The sequence below is a fragment of the Syntrophorhabdus sp. genome, from assembly GCA_012719415.1.
Classification (GTDB): domain Bacteria; phylum Desulfobacterota; class Syntrophorhabdia; order Syntrophorhabdales; family Syntrophorhabdaceae; genus Delta-02.
The window spans coordinates 1-15,732 of the sequence record JAAYAK010000134.1 but is presented as its reverse complement, the minus strand read 5'-3'; the positions used below and the strand labels follow the sequence as shown (position 1 = coordinate 15,732).

Below are 15,732 nucleotides of genomic sequence, written 5' to 3'. Positions count from 1 at the left end.
TTTACAGTTTGTCTATCGCCTTTACCGCTTTGCGGACTTTTTTGGGGAGTTTGCGGGGGTTGCCCTTCTTGGGGTGGGGGCCTTCTTCGTAGTCGTCCTCGTCTTTCGCCTCGAAGGAGGGCGCGGCCATCATTTCGGCAAGCTTCACGGGGGTGAGGAACGCGACGCCCCGCGCCTTCGCCTCGTCGATGATGGCCCGGTCGGAGCTGACCACGATGAGCCCCGCCGGCCGTTTGCGGATCCAGCCGATGATGACATCATCGGCTGTCTCGCCCTGCCGGGAATAGACGACCTCTATCCCCCGCACGTTCTCGCTGTGCCTGCCCGGTGACGGAGTGTCCCAGGCATCGAAGACGACGGTTATCCGAGCGGCCTTGATCTTCTTGTACCGCGCGCACCTCTCCAGGAAGTCCCTCCGAAGAAGGTCCATTGAGGCCCCTTTCTGCACGGAGGATGCGTTGATCCGATTGATGTAATTATAGCCGTCGATGACGAGGTGCATAAAAAAACCCGTTTTAAGTTTTAGGTTTTAAGTTTTAAGTAAAAGACCAAAGAAAGAAACCGTTTTAAGTTTTACGTGTTACGTTTTAAGTGAAAGACAAGAAGACCCGGTCTCTTTCGGGGGAATAGCGGAGCATCCCGCTGCTTCGCTTGTTTCTTACTTAAAACTTAAAACTTAAAACCTAAAACTGAGGTCTGCAAACCTAAAACCTAAAACTTAAAACTTTTTCTCCTCATAGAAATCTTTGAGTATCCTGTCCAGGACGCCGTTTATGAATTCGTGGGAGTCTTCGCTGCCGTATTTCTTGCCCATCTCGATGGCCTCGTCTATGGCGACCTTTGGGGGGACGTCGCCGGAGAATATCATCTCGAAGACCCCGATCCTCAGAACGTTCTTATCCACGTAGGCGATGCGCTCTATCCTCCAGTGCTCACACGCCTTCCGGATGAATTCGTCTATCTGCTCCCGATGGGCGCTGATCCCGGTGAGAAGAAGTCTCGCGTAATCGACGATGTCCTGCTGGTACGGAAAGAGCGAGCAATACTTGGTGAGGGCGCGTTCCGGGTCTTCCCCGGCCGTCTCCACCTGGTAGAGCATCCTCAGGGCTAGCTCTCTCGCTTTCCGTCTGCGCACAAGTTGCTTTCCTTGATGAGGTTCACCATCTCGATGGCCGATATGGCGGCGTCATATCCCTTGTTGCCCGCCTTCGTACCGGCCCGCTCGATGGCTTGTTCTATGCTGTCGCTTGTGATGATCCCGAAAGCTATGGGTTTCTCCAACTCCAGGGACGATTGGGCGATCCCCTTCGTCACTTCCGACGCCACGTAGTGGAAGTGAGGCGTCGCTCCCTTGATGACGGCGCCGAGGCACACGACAGCGTCGATGTCTTTCTTCTTTGCCAGCAGTTTCGCCGCCAGCGGGATCTCGAAGGAACCGGGCACCCGGTAGATGTCGATCTTGTTCTCGTCGGCCCCGTGCCTCTTCAACGCATCGAGGGCGCCTTCGACCAGGCGGTCCGTTATGAAGCTGTTGAACCTGCTTACGACGATTGCAAACCTGAAGCCTTTTGCGTTGAGCTTGCCCTCCCGTACCATGTTCACCCCTTATATGTTGTTTAGGATATGACCCAGCTTTTTCTGCTTGGTCGTGAGATAGGCTATGTTGTCCTTCGTCGGGACCATCTCGATGGGAACCCTCTCCACGACGGTGAGGCCATATCCCTCGAGGCCCTTTATCTTCTTCGGGTTGTTCGTGAGAAGGCGCATCTTGCGGACACCGATGTCCCTGAGTATCTGGGCGCCGATCCCGTAGTCCCTGAGGTCGGGGGAGAAACCGAGAGCGATGTTCGCCTCGACGGTGTCATGGCCGCAATCCTGCAGGCTGTATGCCTTGAGCTTGTTGGCAAGCCCGATCCCCCGCCCTTCCTGGCGCATGTAGACGAAGACGCCCCTCTTCTCATGCTCGATCATCTTGAGGGCCTTCTGGAGTTGTTCCCCGCAGTCGCAGCGCATGGAGCCCAGCACGTCTCCTGTAAAGCATTCCGAGTGGACCCGGACAAGTACGGCGTCATCGGGCTTTATCTCTCCCTTTACGAGGGCGAGGTGAGTCTTCTTGTCCACGTCGTTCTCGTATGCTATGAGGGTGAACTCGCCGCCGAAGCGGGTGGGTATCCGCGTTTCCGCCACGCGGCGCACCAGCTTCTCGTTCTTCGTCTTGTACTTGATGAGGTCGGCTATGGTGACGATCTTCAGGCCATGTTCCTCGGCGAAGACCTCGAGGTCGGGCAGACGTGCCATCGTGCCGTCCTCCTTCATGACCTCACATATGACCCCCGAGGGGTTGAGCCCGGCGAGCCGGGCGAGGTCGACGGACGCTTCGGTGTGGCCGACCCTCACGAGGACGCCGCCGCTGCGCGCGGCCAGGGGGAAGATGTGGCCCGGCCGGGATATGTCGTCGGCGGTGGATCCCGGGTCGACGGCGACCTGCACGGTCCGCGCCCTGTCGTACGCGGATATGCCCGTTGTGATGCCCTCTTTTGCCTCGATGGAGACGGTGAAGGCCGTGTTGTAGGGAGACGTGTTGTCCTGCACCATGAGAGGAAGGTCAAGTTGTTTCACCCTTTCCTCGGTGAGGGACAGGCAAATGAGGCCGCAGGCGAAGCGGGCCATGAAGGTGATCGCCTCGGGCGTCACCTTCTCGGCGGCGATCATGACGTCGCCTTCGTTCTCCCTGTCTTCGTCGTCAACGATGATGACCATCTTGCCTTCGCGTACGTCCTGAAGGACCTCTTCGATGCTCGAGATTGCCATGCGCTACTCTCCTTTTACAAACCCGTGACGGGCAAGGAAGTCAAGGTCGATCCCCTTGCCGTCCCGCTTCGCCAGGAAACCTTCCACGTACTTACCGATGATATCGGTCTCAATATTTATTTTATCCCGCTGGTTCTTTTCTAGAATGGTAGTCCGGGAAGCGGTGTACGGAATAATATTGATCGTGAATTTATTATCACTTTGCTCGTTTACTGTCAAGCTTATTCCATCTATGGCGACGGAACCCTTCCTCACTATGAAACGCGCCGTTTCAGGGGGAACTTCGATGGTCATCCGGATCGAGTCTCCTTCGCTGCGTATGTCCGTTATGGTTCCCACGGTGTCGACGTGGCCAGTCACGATGTGACCGCCGAAGCGGCCGTCAGCGGCCATCGCCCTTTCGAGGTTCACCTTCTGCCCCGGTGCCTTGTCCTTGAGGGTTGTGAGGCGCAGCGTCTCAAGGGATGCGTCGACGCTGAAGGTCTGGCCGCGGACCGCGGTGGCCGTCAGGCACACCCCGTCGACGCTCACACTGTCGCCTTCCCGGACGCTGCCGGTCTCGAAGGAGGTCCTGACAACAAAGACCCAGCTGCCGCTTCCCTTCTCTATCGCGGCGATCACGCCTGTGTCCTCAATGATTCCTGTGAACATATCCCTCTATGTAAATATTCTCCTTCAGCCTCTTCAGGGTGGCGACATCGACCCGGTAGGCGTCCCTCAAGAAGTCGATGCCCTTGCCGCCCACCAGGTTCAGGGCTCCCTTGCCTCCTATGAGGATGGTCCCGTAGAAAAGGACGATCTTGTCGACGAGTCCCTCGCGCAGGAGGGTGGAGTTGACCTCTCCGCCCCCCTCGACGAGAATGCTCGTTATCTCCCGGCGGTAGAGCTCTTCGCAAACATGCCGCACCGATGCCCTGCCGTTGTCATCTTTGGGTACCCTGATCACCTCGACACCCAGGGCGGTCAGTTTCGTCTCCTTGTCGGTGCGGGAATCCTCGTTCGTGAACACCCACGTCCGGTATTTCTCCGATGTCTTCACCACGTCGCACGCAAGCGGGATCCGGAGCTTGGAGTCGAGTATGATCCTCACGGGGATCTTTTTCGGATTCTTGAGCCTCGGCACAAGAAGCGGGTTGTCGGAGATGACCGTGTTGATGCCCACCAGCACCCCGTCGTTGATGCAGCGCAGGAGGTTGGCCTGCCGCCGCGATTCCTCGTTGGATATCCACCGGGAATCGCAGGTCTTGGTGGCGATCTTGCCATCGAGGCTGACTGCCGCCTTCATGGTGACGAAAGGCCTCTTCTTTTCCATGGAGCCTACGAATACCTCATTGAGGCGGCGGGCCTCGTCCTCGAGCATCCCCACCTTGACATCTATGCCTGCCTTGCGCAGCATCTCCACACCCTTGCCGTTGACGAGCGGATTGGGGTCGAGCATGCCCACCACCACTCTCGTGATGCCGGCGGCTATGATCCGGTCCGCGCAGGGCGGTGTCCTGCCGTAATGGACGCAGGGCTCGAGATTGACGTACAGCGTCGAGCCCGAGGCGTTCTCGCCAGCGCTCTCAATGGCTCCAACCTCCGCGTGGTGGGAGCCGGCCTTCCTGTGATAGCCCTTGCCAACAACGGCTTTGTCCTTCACGAGGATGGCCCCGACCATGGGATTGGGGGACACCGTTCCGAGGCCCTTCTTCGCGAGGGCAAGGGCCATGCGCATGTACTGTTCGTCTTTCACCGGCAGGTCACTCCTCATCCTTCTTCAAGAGCAACTGGGTCAGCTCGCTCATGAACTCATTTATATCACGGAATTGCCTGTAAACGGAAGCGAAGCGGACATACGCGACCTCATCGAGGGTTTTGAGCTCGCTCATGACCATCTCGCCGATCTCCGTGGCCTTTATTTCCCGCTCGCCCTTCTCGAGGAGATTGTATTCGATCCTCGAGACGATCTTTTCCAGGTTGGTAACGCTGATGGGTCTCTTCTCGCAGGCCTTGTTCAGCCCGCCGAGGATCTTTGTCCTGTCGAACACTTCCCGCCTCCCGTCCTTCTTGACGACAAGGGGCAGTCCCTCCTCGAGCCTTTCGGCGGTGGTAAACCGTTTGCCGCATTTGAGACACTCGCGTCGGCGCCGGATCGTGTCCATTTCCTTGCTCATCCTCGAATCGAGGACCTTGCTTTCCACGTAGCTGCAGAAGGGACACTTCATAAGGCCACCCCGACGACCCTCAGGTGTTGCGCGACGCTATCTTTCGTTTTGTCCTGCCCTTCGGCGCCGGGGGTGTTCTTCGGGTCGAAGGGTCTTCTGTCTTGGCCCTTTCTATCCTTTTGAGCACAATGCCCGATTCTTCGATGAGGCTTAAGGAAAGCTCATCGGGATATCCGTTCTCGTAACAGACCTCCCGGATGCCCGAGTTGATGAGCATCTTTATGCATATCGAGCAGGGCAGGTGGGTGCAATAGAGATGAGCGCCGTTTATGGACACCCCGTGATACGCCGCCTGTATGATCGCGTTCTGTTCCGCATGGAGCCCGCGGCACAGTTCATGGCGCTCCCCCGGCGGGACCTTGAGCGTCTCCCTCAGACAGCCGACCTCCAGGCAGTGCTTCAGCCCCGAAGGGGCCCCGTTGTAGCCGGTGGCAAGTATCCGTTTGTCCTTCACGATGACGGCTCCCACGTTTCGGCGCAGGCAGGTCGACCTCATGGAGACGATGTTTGCTATCTCCATGAAATAGGAACCCCAGTCAGGACGATGGTTCTTCATATGTCATATATGCGCGAGTAAAAAGGGAACCTCTTGCACATCTCCCTCACCCCGGCACGCGTGCTGTCCATGAACGACGTGTCGCCGGGCCGCTTCAGAACGGCATCGATCATTTCGCAGATGATCCCCATCTCCCTTTCCTTCATGCCCCGTGTGGTGACGGCGGGCGTTCCCAGCCTGATACCGCTCGTGACACCGGGAGTTTTCGTGTCGAAGGGAATGAGGTTCTTGTTGACCATGATGCCGCTTGCTTCGAGGGCTATCTGTGCCTCGTTCCCCGTCACGTTCTTGGGAGTGAGGTCCACGAGGAAGAGATGGTTGTCGGTGCCTCCCGACACGATGCGGAAGCCGAGCTCCGCCATGCACTTCGCCATGTGCTTCGCGTTCGCGATGATCTGGCGCTGATACTCTTTGAACTCCTCCGTCATGGCCTCACCGAGGGCCACCGCCTTGGCGGCGATGACGTGCATGAGAGGGCCGCCCTGGATGCCGGGGAAGACGGCGGAGTCTATCTTTTTCGCCAGGTCGGCGTTGCACATCACGAGCCCGCCCCGCGGGCCCCTCAACGTTTTGTGTGTGGTGGTCGTGATGAAATGGGCGTGACCCACCGGGCTCGGATGGAGGCCGGCCGCGACAAGGCCGGCGATGTGGGCGATATCGGCCATCAGGTAGGCCCCCACCTCGTCGGCGATCTCCCTGAACTTCGCGAAGTCTATGATCTTCGAATAGGCGCTGGCGCCCGCGATGATGAGCTTCGGTCTTTCCTTGCGGGCGATGCCCCGTATCTCGTCGTAGTCAAGCATCTCGTCCTTCGCCGATACCGGGTACGACACCGCGCGGTACCACTTGCCCGAGAAGCTCGGCCTCGCGCCGTGGGTCAGGTGGCCGCCGTGGGCGATGTCCATCCCCAGGACCGTGTCGCCGCGTTCAAGGGCGGCATAGAAGACGGCCATGTTCGCCGACGATCCGGAATGGGGCTGGACGTTCGCGTGTTCGGCCCCGAAAAGCGTCCTGGCGCGCTCTATGGCGATGCTCTCTATCTCGTCGAGATAGGTGCAGCCGCTGTAATATCTCTTCGACGGATACCCTTCGGCATACTTGTTGGTGAGAACACATCCCTGTGTCGCGAGGACATCCTCGTCGACATAGTTCTCGGAAGCGATGAGTATGAGACTGTATTCCTCGCGGTCCAGTTCGCGCCTCATCAGCTCGAACACCTTCTTGTCTTTTCCGTCAAGTTTCATATCTTACCTGTCCGTGTTTTTTTCGAAAGCCTCTATTTTCCTCAACCTGCCAGAGTGTCTGCCACCTTCGAACTCAGTGGAAAGCCACGTCTTCACTATCTCTTCGGCAAGGCCTTTTCCTGTGACCCTGCCCGCGAGAACGAGCACGTTGGCGTCATTGTGCCTGCGGCTCTGGGCAGCAGTGTAGAGATCGCAAACGAGAGCGGCACGGATGCCTCTGACCTTGTTCGCCACTATGCTCATTCCGATCCCTGTTCCGCAGATAAGTATGCCCCTGTCCGCTTCACCGGCCGCGACGCGTCTCGCAACCTCCAAACCGAAGTCGGGGTAGTCGACGGATGCCGGGGAGTGCGTTCCCACGTCCGTCACGTCGTACTCTCCGGCCGGGAGAACGCCTTTTATGTATTCCTTCAACTCGAAACCGGCATGGTCCGAGCCGATCGCTATCTTCATCCTTCGAACCTCCTGAGGACGAGAACGCAGTTCGTGCCCCCGAAACCGAAGGAGTTGGATAGCGCCACATTGATGGTGTGTTTGCGGGCCTCGTTGGGAACGTAGTCAAGGTCGCAGTCGGGGTCGGGTGTTTCGTAGTTGATCGTGGGAGGGCAGACCTGGTCCCTGATCGCGAGCGCGGTGAAGATCGCCTCTATGGCACCCGCGGCGCCGAGAAGATGCCCCGTCATGGATTTTGTGGAACTCACAGGCAGCTTGTAGGCCCTCTCGCCAAATACCTTCTTTATGGCCAGGGTCTCCGTCTGATCGTTGAGGTCCGTCGAGGTCCCATGGGCGTTGATGTAATCCACCGCGTCCGGGGCAAGCGAGGCGTCACGAAGCGCCATGTTGATGCACCGGATGAACCCGTCTCCGTCGGGGCAGGGGGCCGTTATGTGGTAGGCGTCCCCGTTGTACCCGTATCCGATGAGCTCGGCGTAGATCTTCGCGCCCCTTTTGCGGGCGTGTTCGAGCTCCTCGAGGATGACGATGCCCGCGCCCTCGGCCACGATGAAACCGTCACGGTCCTTGTCGAAAGGCCGTGAGGCCTTTTCAGGTTCGCTGTTGCGGGTGGAAAGCGCCTTCATCGCGTTGAATCCGCCCACCGTAAGAGGCGTCAGGTTCGCCTCGCAGCCTCCCGCCACCATCATGTCGGCGTCACCATACTGTATTATCCTCATGGCGTCACCTATGGAATGAGCGCCCGTGGCGCAGGCGGTTACGATGCAGAGGTTGGGCCCCTTTATCCCGTACTGGATCGCTATGTGCCCCGGTGCCTCGTTGGCGATGAGCATGGGGATGAAGAAGGGTGAGATACGCCCCGGTCCCCTCTCCAGGCAGATGCTGTGGTATTTCTCGAGGGTCGGCAGGCCGCCGAGACCGGTCCCCACGATCACCCCGATACGTTCGGCATCCTCTTTGGAGATGTCGAGACCGGAGTCCCCCATCGCTATCTTCGTGGCGGCGAGCGCGTACTGGATGAAAAGGTCCATCCGCTTCATCTCCTTGACCGAGACATATTCTTCGGCATGGAAGTCCTTCACTTCGCCGGCTATCTTCGTATCATGATGTGTACTGTCGAATCGTGTTAGCGGTGCGATCCCGGATCTCCCGTTCAGGATCTCCGTCCAGACGTTGTCGACCCCCACTCCGAGAGGCGTCACGAGACCAACACCGGTGATGACAACCCGTCTTTTCAAACGACACCTCGCTGGATTATTTGCCCGCCAGGCGATCTTCTATGTACCTGATCGCATCCCCCACGGTCTCCATCTTTTCGGCATCCTCGTCGGGGATTTCGATGCTGTACTCGTCTTCCAATGCCATGATGAGCTCAACGATATCAAGAGAATCCGCGCCGAGGTCATCGATGAACTTAGCTTCCGGAACGACTTCCGACTCGCTCACCCCGAGCTGATCCACGATCATCTTTCTTACTTTCTCAGTTACTGACATTAAGCCACCTCCTCGTTTTATTGAAAGCTTCCTTCAAACTCCCGGAAGACCGTCGCGTCAAAACGACCTGCTCCCCCGGGTCACGCGTTGATCACATATACAACCCGCCGTTGACATTTATCACCTCCCCCGTTACGTAGCTGCCGTATTTCGAAAGAAGAAAATATACCACGTTAGCGACATCTTCGGGTTCACCGAGACGTTTGAGCGGGATCGCCGCGTGCATCGATTCCTTCGTCTTTTCATCGAGGGCGTCCGTCATCCTGGTTCTGATGAATCCGGGGGCGACGGCGTTGACCCTGACGGAACGCTCGGCGTATTCCCTCGCCACGCTCTTGGTGAAGCCGATGATGCCTGCCTTGCTCGCCGCGTAGTTTGCCTGTCCCGCGTTTCCCATGACGCCGGCGATGGAAGAGATATTGACGATGCCGCCTCCCGACCTCAACATGTGCCTGACGACGGCCTTCGTGCAGGTGAAGACACTCTTGAGGTTCACCGTCATGACCCGGTCCCAGTCCTCGTCCTTCATGCGCAGGAGGAGTTTGTCCGCGGTGATGCCCGCGTTGTTGACGAGGTTGTCGATCCGTCCCATGTCCTTTACCACCTGGTCGACAGTCTCCTGAACCGCCCGGGAGTCGGACACGTCGACGGTATAGAACTCACAGCGCCGGCCCTTCGACCTGATGGCCTCGCAGGTCGCCGATCCGTCGATCACATCGAAGATGGCGACATCGCCGCCCTTTTCGGCGAGAAGCTCCGCGATCGCCCTGCCGATGCCCTGCGCCGCGCCCGTGATGATGGTCACCGTTCCATTCATGCCAGAAGCCCCCTTACCGATTCTATCTCCTCGAATCTCTCGGCGTTCACGCAGGGGACGCCGGGAACTATTCTCCTGACGAGGTTCGAAAGGACCTTCCCGGGGCCTGCCTCGATGAAGAGCTCCACGCCCCCATCAGCCATTCTCTGCACACATTTTTCCCACAGCACGGGGGAGAACATCTGGCGGTAGAGCCTCTCGTCCACCGCCCCTTTGTCTTTCCCGGGGGCCGCGTCGACGTTGAAGACGACGGGAGCCGAAAGCTCCCCGTGGCCGAGGGCCGCGAGCTCGCTCTTCAGACGCTCCGCTGCCGCCCGCATGAGGGGCGAATGGAAAGGCCCCGAGACATTGAGGAAGACCGCCTTCTTGTATCCTGTCCCTTTCAATCTCTCCACGGCCTCCTTGAGCGCCCCGGCGTCGCCGGAGAGAACGACCTGCTCCGCGGAATTGAGGTTGGCGGGCACCGCGACGTAATCGTCGTGGGAGATCTCCGCGAGGACGGGGGCTATCTTATCCATATCCGCGCCGATAAGGGCCACCATGCCCCCTTTGCCTTTGGGGCAGGCCTCTTCCATCAGCAGGCCCCTTTTTCGCGTGATGGCGAGGGCCTCTTCAAAGGTGAAAAAGCCGCTTGCGGTGAGGGCCGTGTACTCGCCGAGGCTGTGGCCTGCGAAGAAAAAGGGCGTTACGCCCGCCTCTCTCCTCAAGACCTCGTATACCGCATAGCCCACGAGAAGGAGCGACGGCTGTGTGTTGTATGTCTGGCGCAGCTCATCCTCGGGACCGTTGAAGCAAAGGTCCGTCATGGGAAAGCCGAGCACCCTGTCGGCGGTCGCGAACATCTCGCGGACATAATCGAACCTGTCGTAGAGGTCCCTGCCCATGCCGATGTACTGGGAACCCTGTCCCGGAAATACCATACCTGTCTTCTTCATCTATCCTCTCTCGCCCTGTGGATCGTCTTCCTCGCGAGATCAGTGTCTCACGTCATGACCTTTTCTTCGATGCCGATTCCTTGATGAGTTCGAGGCCGATGATGTTCCGCTGTATCTGGTTCGTGCCTTCATATATCTGGAGTATCTTGGCATCGCGCATCATCTTCTCGACAGGATACTCCTTCATATAGCCATATCCGCCGAAGACCTGTATGGCATCCACGACGACCTTCATGGCCACGTCGCTGGGAAAAACCTTGCTCATGGCCGACACCTTGGAGAAATCCCTGGGATTGCTGTCGATGTACCGGGCCACGGCGTACACGAGCGCCCGTGCGGCCTCCACCTGTATCGCCATATCGGCAAGAATATGCTGTATCGCCTGAAAGGAGATGATCTTCTTCTCGAACTGTTCCCTTTCACGCGCGTATTGTACGGCTGCCTCGAGTGCGCCATGGGCAACCCCCACCGCCTGCGCACCTATCCCTGGGCGGGTCCTGTCGAAAGTCCTCATTGTCAGGATGAAACCCAGACCTTCTCTACCTATAACATTTTCCTTCGGGACTTTGCAATCCTGAAATACCAGCTCCCGGGTGGCCGATGCCCTGATGCCTAACTTGTTCTCTTTCTTACCGAAAGTGAATCCTTCCATGCCTTTTTCCAGGATGAAGGCGGTGGCGCCCCGGCCTCCCTTGGAACGGTCTGTCATGGCGACGACGGTGTAGATCTCCGCCTCTCCGCCATTCGTTATCCACTGCTTTGTGCCGTTGAGGATGTAATGGTCGCCATCTTTTTTCGCCTCTGTCCTTATGCCCTGGGCGTCGCTGCCGGCGTTCGCCTCGGTGAGGCCGAAGGCAGCCAGCTTCGAGCCCTTCGCTATTTGGGACAGGTATTTTTTCTTCTGCTCCTCCGACCCGCCGAGGAGTATGGGATAGGCGCCGAGCAGGCTCGCCGCGTAGCTTACCGATACACCCAGGCAGGCCTTGCTCAGTTCTTCGACGACGATGCAGTTCTCGAAGGATCCTCCTCCCATTCCGCCGTATTCCTCGGGAATGCTGACACCGAAGAGCCCCGTCTCCGCGCAGTGCTTCATGATCTCCCAGGGGAACTGGCCCGTTTCATCAAGTTCGGCGCGAACGGGAACGACCTTCTCTTCCGCGATCCTGCGGGCCAGTTTCTGTATGCTCTTCTGGTCTTCAGATAGAAAATAATCCATACCTTACCTCTCCTTTACTTTCTGGAACGATTGGTAGTCCTGCATGGCCTCGCCCACGGATTCCTTGAGGCCCTTTTCCACGAACTTCTTTGCCAGCAGTATGGCGTTGCGCATGGCCTTTTCGTTCGATTTCCCATGACATATGATGCAGACCCCGTCGACGCCAAGAAGAGGCGCCCCCCCGGTCTCGGAATAATCCGCCTTCTTCTGGAACTCTTTGAAGAGGTCTTTCAGAAGGAAATACCCCATCTGTGCCTTTCGGCTTTTCTTTATTCCCTCCCTGAAGAACTCGAAGATCAGGTCCGCGACCCCCTCGCTTATCTTCAGGGCGATGTTTCCGACAAAACCGTCGCTCACCACGACATCGGTCCTGCCGTTGTACATGTCGGTGCCTTCCACGTATCCCAGGTAGTTGAGACCGAACTCCCTGATGAGGGTATGTGCCTCCCGGGTGAGTTCGTTGCCTTTCGTTTCCTCCTCGCCGTTCGAGAGGATGCCCACCCGGGGGGAAGCGATCCCCAGGACGGATGCCGCGAATGCGTTGCCCATCAGGGCGAACTGCGCAAGGTGTGTGGGTTTGCAGTCCACTGTGCCGCCGGCATCGAGGAGGATGGAGACGCCTTCTCCCATGCGCGGGTGAAGCGTTGCTATCGCGGGCCGGTCGACGCCGGGGATCCGGCCGAGTGTGAAGATGGCGAAGGCCATGGCCGCGCCGGAATTCCCCGCCGAAACAACGGCCTGCACCTCTCCGCTCTTATGCAGTTCGAATGCCTTGTTCATGGAGGAGTCCCTCTTTTTTCTGAGGGCGTTCGAGGGGGCCTCGTTCATCTCCACACAAACGGGCGTGTGGACCACGTCAAGGTTCGCGCGGTCCGTCACGAAAGGTCGCATCTTTTCCTCGTCGCCGACGAGAACGATGGAAGCCAGACCCTCACGGGAGATCGACTGTGCCCCCCTTACGATCTCCCGGGGCGCAAAGTCGCCACCCATTCCGTCGACGGCGATCCGTATCATCCCGGGGCTTTAAGCTTCCTCGACCGCCATATACTGTTTGCCCTTGTACATTCCGCATTTGGGGCAAACGGCATGAGGAAGCTTCGGTTCCTTGCAGTTCGGGCACGCCACCACGGCAACGGGCGATGCGGTGTAGTGCGTGCGTCTCTTGTCCCGTCTTGCCTTAGCAGTTTTTCGTTTTGGTACAGCCATGGTCTACTCCTTGTCAGTTTAAGAAAGATTTCAGTTTTTCACCGAGGAGGCTCGAGGGCGCCTCGGGACAATCGCAGGGTTCCGTGTTCCTGTTCCTGCCGCAGGTCGGGCATATCCCTTTGCATTCCTCCCTGCACAGCGGCCTCACGGGGAGGTTGAGCATGACCTCTTCGTAGACGAAGGGATCGAGATCTATCTCGTCGCCTTCGTAATAGTAAACGTCGAGGTCGTCGTTGTGAAGCTCCGTCTCCGCCGCTTCGGGAAGCGCGCTTTTTGGGACGAGCTTGATGGCCATCTGAAGGGACATGGACAGGTCGTAATCCTCAAGACACCGCGAACAGGCGAGCGACGCCTCGACCATGACGGGCCCTTCGATGCTGACGGTGTCGTCGAATTTCGCTATGGTAAGCTCGTAGCGCACAGGCTTTAGCAGTGTGAATTCGGTGGCGTCAGTCTTCGGGAATCGTTGAGTGTCCATCTCTCCCTTCACGACCAGTATGTCCTCTATTTCCGAAAGTCGTATCAACACGGGTCGCCTTCTTTTGAAGATAGATAATATAAAGAGTTTAGCATTTTCTTGTCAAGGAAATTAACCCGTTGTAACTCTTGCCTTTTTGTTGAAAAATGGCCGTGGAGCGGTTGTTTTGGCGCGGTTCCGGGGGGTGTCCCCGCCGATTAGGACCACCCTTCACGAGTGCTCTCCGAGAAGGGCTTCGAGCCCTTTTTCGTCGATGGGGAGCTCCAGCACCTTGCGCCTGTCCTTTTCGCCTCGGAGTATTCTGATGGCCGATCGTTTGACCTTGAGAAGGTCCGACAGGTACCGGATCAGTTCGTCGTTTGCCCTGCCCTCGAGGGGCAGGGCGGTGAGCCTGACGGTGATCCCCGCCGGAGTGCGGGCTATCGCCCGCTTCTTCGCGTTGGGTATCACTTTGATCTCCACGTTCATTCCGGGCTCCCTAGAGCCTCAGGGCAAGGTGGAGCAGGAGCCTCGTGACCGCTTCCTGGAGAAAGATGATGATGAGCATGAGAAAGAAGGGGGCTATATCGATCATGCCGAACCGGGTGGGCAGAATCCTCCTTATGCGGTTCGTGACGGGATCGACGAGTCTCACCACGGTCCGTACAATGGGGTTATACGGGTTCGGCCGTATCCACGAGAATAGCGCCCGCGCGAAGATGACCCAGAAATAAACGGTGAGGGCCACGTTGAGGACCTTGGCCAGCCAGACGATAAGGACACCGAAAACGGACATCGACAACTCCTGACAAAATTAATGACCAATTGACCAAATTACAATAACCAGGTAAAAGAACAATGACCAATAAAGGATAATGACCAATTGACCAAATTACAATAACCAAATGAAAGGATAATAACCAATGACGAAATTCCAATGACCAATGAAAAAGATAATGACCAATTTACCAATAACCAATTGAACAGATAGAAAGGCACAACGGACTGCCTGTATCGCTTTTCGTTGGTTATTGGTTATTGTCTGTTTATCTGGTTAGTGGAATTTGGTCATTGGTCATTGGTCATTGTATTATCGGTTCTCCCAGGACTATTCCCCCCTCCACCCTGTCCATCCTCACCTCGACCATCCTGTTCTCAAGCTTCCTGTCATAGGGGATGTGGACGGGGATGTAGTTGTCCGTGTATCCCCGCATGTAGCGGCCGAGGCGGCGCGTGCCTTCGGGGATGATCCGCGCCCGGCTCCCGGTGAAGCGACGGTGGAAGGCCTCCCTCTTCCTTGCGTCGATCTCCCTGAGGACCGCGACCCGGGCCTTTGCGGTCTGTCGCGGCACCGCTCCGTCCATGCGGGCCGCCGCCGTTCCGGGCCGTGAGGAATAGGGGAAGACGTGAAGGTAGTAGAGAGGGCACGATTCCAGGAACGCCCGGGTCTCTTCGAAGAGGGCCTCGCTCTCACCGGGGAATCCTGCTATCACGTCCATGCCGATCCCGGCGTCGGGCATCCTCGCGAAGACCCTGTCGAGTATTGCCCTCACATCGTGCTGACGATAGGGCCGCCTCATGGCGGTGAGCACCGGATCGGACGCGCTCTGCAGGGGGATGTGGAAGCTCCTCGCCAGCTTTCGCGAGGAGGCGGCCCTTTCGATAAAGTCCGTGTCGAACATGAGAGGATCGACGGAACTGAGGCGTATCCTTGGCGGGGTGGGGGCGTCCTCGAGGATGGCGACAAGCTCCGTGAGGCCCGCCCCTGCATCGGGATCGCGCCATGCCGAGATCTCGATCCCTGTCAGGACCACCTCCTGTATTCCCTTGCGTTGAAGCGTTTCCATGGTTCGGAGTACGTCCGCGAGGGACCTGCTGCGCGGTGTTCCCCGCGCGTAAGGAACGACGCAGTAGCTGCAGAACCTGTCACACCCGTCCTGTATCTTGAAGAAGAACCGCGTTTTCCCTGTCATGGCCGGATCCTCCGGTGCCTCGTCCATGACGAGGGACTCACGAGGGCTGACGAAGATACCGACCGCCAGGTCGTACCGGTCGGGCAAGAGTTTTTCCGTCTGTCCGAGAACGAGGTCCGCCCCGAAGGTGTCGTCGGGATAGGCCTGCGGGTGGCAGCCGGCGAGGACCACCTTCGCGGCGGGATTCTCTCTCCGTACGCGGTTGATGAAACGCCGTATGTCCCTGACGGCGCCCTCCGTGACCGTACAGGCGTTGATCACCACGAGTTCGGCCTGGTTGACGCCGGCTGGCGTGTAACCCGCCCTCTCAAGGTTCCCCGCGATCACGGAAGAATCCCACTGATTGGCCCTGCAGCCGGTGGT

The 15,732-nt window shown here is 58.1% G+C and carries 21 protein-coding genes; all 21 read right to left on the bottom strand.

Annotation, left to right across the window (positions count from 1 at the left end; translation table 11 throughout):
- Position 1 precedes the first annotated feature (1 nt).
- Positions 2 to 502, bottom strand: a complete 501-nt coding sequence (locus GXX82_08455; protein ID NLT23063.1) for a hypothetical protein — start codon at positions 500 to 502, stop codon at positions 2 to 4.
- A gap of 216 nt (positions 503 to 718) precedes the next feature.
- A complete protein-coding gene (nusB, locus tag GXX82_08450; protein NLT23062.1) occupies positions 719 to 1,099 on the bottom strand; it encodes a transcription antitermination factor NusB in 381 nt (126 codons plus the stop codon).
- Positions 1,100 to 1,107: 8 nt separating this feature from the next.
- Complete coding sequence (locus GXX82_08445) at positions 1,108 to 1,596, bottom strand: 6,7-dimethyl-8-ribityllumazine synthase (protein ID NLT23061.1); 489 nt, start codon at positions 1,594 to 1,596, stop codon at positions 1,108 to 1,110.
- Between the two features lie 9 nt (positions 1,597 to 1,605).
- Positions 1,606 to 2,811, bottom strand: a complete 1,206-nt coding sequence (locus GXX82_08440) for a bifunctional 3,4-dihydroxy-2-butanone-4-phosphate synthase/GTP cyclohydrolase II (protein NLT23060.1) — start codon at positions 2,809 to 2,811, stop codon at positions 1,606 to 1,608.
- Positions 2,812 to 2,814: 3 nt separating this feature from the next.
- The gene (locus tag GXX82_08435; protein ID NLT23059.1) at positions 2,815 to 3,462 is read right to left on the bottom strand and encodes a riboflavin synthase; all 648 of its coding nucleotides are present in this window, start codon (positions 3,460 to 3,462) and stop codon (positions 2,815 to 2,817) included.
- Positions 3,443 to 4,546, bottom strand: coding sequence for a bifunctional diaminohydroxyphosphoribosylaminopyrimidine deaminase/5-amino-6-(5-phosphoribosylamino)uracil reductase RibD (ribD, locus tag GXX82_08430; protein NLT23058.1), 1,104 nt, complete (start codon positions 4,544 to 4,546; stop codon positions 3,443 to 3,445). The genes GXX82_08435 and ribD overlap by 20 nt, the downstream gene beginning before the upstream one ends.
- A 7-nt stretch (positions 4,547 to 4,553) precedes the next feature.
- Positions 4,554 to 5,018, bottom strand: a complete 465-nt coding sequence (nrdR, locus tag GXX82_08425; GenBank protein NLT23057.1) for a transcriptional repressor NrdR — start codon at positions 5,016 to 5,018, stop codon at positions 4,554 to 4,556.
- 19 nt (positions 5,019 to 5,037) lie between these two features.
- A complete protein-coding gene (locus GXX82_08420; GenBank protein NLT23056.1) occupies positions 5,038 to 5,574 on the bottom strand; it encodes a cytidine deaminase in 537 nt (178 codons plus the stop codon).
- A complete protein-coding gene (locus tag GXX82_08415) occupies positions 5,571 to 6,818 on the bottom strand; it encodes a serine hydroxymethyltransferase (protein NLT23055.1) in 1,248 nt (415 codons plus the stop codon). The genes GXX82_08420 and GXX82_08415 overlap by 4 nt, the downstream gene beginning before the upstream one ends.
- Positions 6,819 to 6,821: 3 nt before the next feature.
- Positions 6,822 to 7,271 carry a ribose 5-phosphate isomerase B gene (gene rpiB / locus GXX82_08410; GenBank protein NLT23054.1) on the bottom strand — a complete coding sequence of 150 codons (450 nt, stop codon included), beginning with the start codon at positions 7,269 to 7,271 and terminating at the stop codon, positions 6,822 to 6,824.
- The gene (gene fabF / locus GXX82_08405; protein NLT23053.1) at positions 7,268 to 8,509 is read right to left on the bottom strand and encodes a beta-ketoacyl-ACP synthase II; all 1,242 of its coding nucleotides are present in this window, start codon (positions 8,507 to 8,509) and stop codon (positions 7,268 to 7,270) included. Before fabF ends, rpiB begins: the two co-directional genes overlap by 4 nt.
- Positions 8,510 to 8,525: 16 nt before the next feature.
- Positions 8,526 to 8,765, bottom strand: a complete 240-nt coding sequence (locus tag GXX82_08400; GenBank protein NLT23052.1) for an acyl carrier protein — start codon at positions 8,763 to 8,765, stop codon at positions 8,526 to 8,528.
- A gap of 91 nt (positions 8,766 to 8,856) precedes the next feature.
- Positions 8,857 to 9,582, bottom strand: coding sequence for a 3-oxoacyl-[acyl-carrier-protein] reductase (gene fabG / locus GXX82_08395; GenBank protein ID NLT23051.1), 726 nt, complete (start codon positions 9,580 to 9,582; stop codon positions 8,857 to 8,859).
- Complete coding sequence (gene fabD, locus GXX82_08390) at positions 9,579 to 10,517, bottom strand: ACP S-malonyltransferase (GenBank protein NLT23050.1); 939 nt, start codon at positions 10,515 to 10,517, stop codon at positions 9,579 to 9,581. Before fabD ends, fabG begins: the two co-directional genes overlap by 4 nt.
- 52 nt (positions 10,518 to 10,569) lie before the next feature.
- Positions 10,570 to 11,733 (bottom strand): acyl-CoA dehydrogenase, encoded by a 1,164-nt coding sequence (locus tag GXX82_08385; GenBank protein ID NLT23049.1) that lies wholly within the window; start codon positions 11,731 to 11,733, stop codon positions 10,570 to 10,572.
- 3 nt (positions 11,734 to 11,736) lie between these two features.
- Complete coding sequence (gene plsX / locus GXX82_08380) at positions 11,737 to 12,744, bottom strand: phosphate acyltransferase PlsX (GenBank protein NLT23048.1); 1,008 nt, start codon at positions 12,742 to 12,744, stop codon at positions 11,737 to 11,739.
- Positions 12,745 to 12,756: 12 nt separating this feature from the next.
- Positions 12,757 to 12,939 carry a 50S ribosomal protein L32 gene (rpmF, locus tag GXX82_08375; protein ID NLT23047.1) on the bottom strand — a complete coding sequence of 61 codons (183 nt, stop codon included), beginning with the start codon at positions 12,937 to 12,939 and terminating at the stop codon, positions 12,757 to 12,759.
- A 13-nt stretch (positions 12,940 to 12,952) separates the two neighbouring features.
- Entirely contained in the window at positions 12,953 to 13,468 is a 516-nt protein-coding gene (locus tag GXX82_08370; GenBank protein NLT23046.1) for a DUF177 domain-containing protein, read from the bottom strand.
- 159 nt (positions 13,469 to 13,627) lie between these two features.
- Positions 13,628 to 13,885 carry a DUF167 domain-containing protein gene (locus GXX82_08365; protein ID NLT23045.1) on the bottom strand — a complete coding sequence of 86 codons (258 nt, stop codon included), beginning with the start codon at positions 13,883 to 13,885 and terminating at the stop codon, positions 13,628 to 13,630.
- Between the two features lie 10 nt (positions 13,886 to 13,895).
- Complete coding sequence (locus tag GXX82_08360; GenBank protein ID NLT23044.1) at positions 13,896 to 14,192, bottom strand: YggT family protein; 297 nt, start codon at positions 14,190 to 14,192, stop codon at positions 13,896 to 13,898.
- A 286-nt stretch (positions 14,193 to 14,478) separates the two neighbouring features.
- Positions 14,479 to 15,732: MiaB/RimO family radical SAM methylthiotransferase (locus tag GXX82_08355; protein NLT23043.1), on the bottom strand; the 1,254-nt coding region annotated here is incomplete at its 5' end.

Coding starts and splice junctions, on each gene's coding strand:
- nusB (NLT23062.1), bottom strand. CDS start 1,099: ATGCTCTACCAGGTGGAGACGGCCGGGGAAGACCCGGAACGCGCCCTC.
- GXX82_08455 (NLT23063.1), bottom strand. CDS start 502: ATGCACCTCGTCATCGACGGCTATAATTACATCAATCGGATCAACGCA.
- fabG (NLT23051.1), bottom strand. CDS start 9,582: ATGAATGGAACGGTGACCATCATCACGGGCGCGGCGCAGGGCATCGGC.
- fabD (NLT23050.1), bottom strand. CDS start 10,517: ATGAAGAAGACAGGTATGGTATTTCCGGGACAGGGTTCCCAGTACATC.
- GXX82_08360 (NLT23044.1), bottom strand. CDS start 14,192: ATGTCCGTTTTCGGTGTCCTTATCGTCTGGCTGGCCAAGGTCCTCAAC.
- GXX82_08420 (NLT23056.1), bottom strand. CDS start 5,574: ATGAAGAACCATCGTCCTGACTGGGGTTCCTATTTCATGGAGATAGCA.
- GXX82_08435 (NLT23059.1), bottom strand. CDS start 3,462: ATGTTCACAGGAATCATTGAGGACACAGGCGTGATCGCCGCGATAGAG.
- nrdR (NLT23057.1), bottom strand. CDS start 5,018: ATGAAGTGTCCCTTCTGCAGCTACGTGGAAAGCAAGGTCCTCGATTCG.
- GXX82_08440 (NLT23060.1), bottom strand. CDS start 2,811: ATGGCAATCTCGAGCATCGAAGAGGTCCTTCAGGACGTACGCGAAGGC.
- rpiB (NLT23054.1), bottom strand. CDS start 7,271: ATGAAGATAGCGATCGGCTCGGACCATGCCGGTTTCGAGTTGAAGGAA.
- GXX82_08415 (NLT23055.1), bottom strand. CDS start 6,818: ATGAAACTTGACGGAAAAGACAAGAAGGTGTTCGAGCTGATGAGGCGC.
- GXX82_08365 (NLT23045.1), bottom strand. CDS start 13,885: ATGAACGTGGAGATCAAAGTGATACCCAACGCGAAGAAGCGGGCGATA.
- GXX82_08400 (NLT23052.1), bottom strand. CDS start 8,765: ATGTCAGTAACTGAGAAAGTAAGAAAGATGATCGTGGATCAGCTCGGG.
- rpmF (NLT23047.1), bottom strand. CDS start 12,939: ATGGCTGTACCAAAACGAAAAACTGCTAAGGCAAGACGGGACAAGAGA.
- GXX82_08445 (NLT23061.1), bottom strand. CDS start 1,596: ATGGTACGGGAGGGCAAGCTCAACGCAAAAGGCTTCAGGTTTGCAATC.
- GXX82_08385 (NLT23049.1), bottom strand. CDS start 11,733: ATGGATTATTTTCTATCTGAAGACCAGAAGAGCATACAGAAACTGGCC.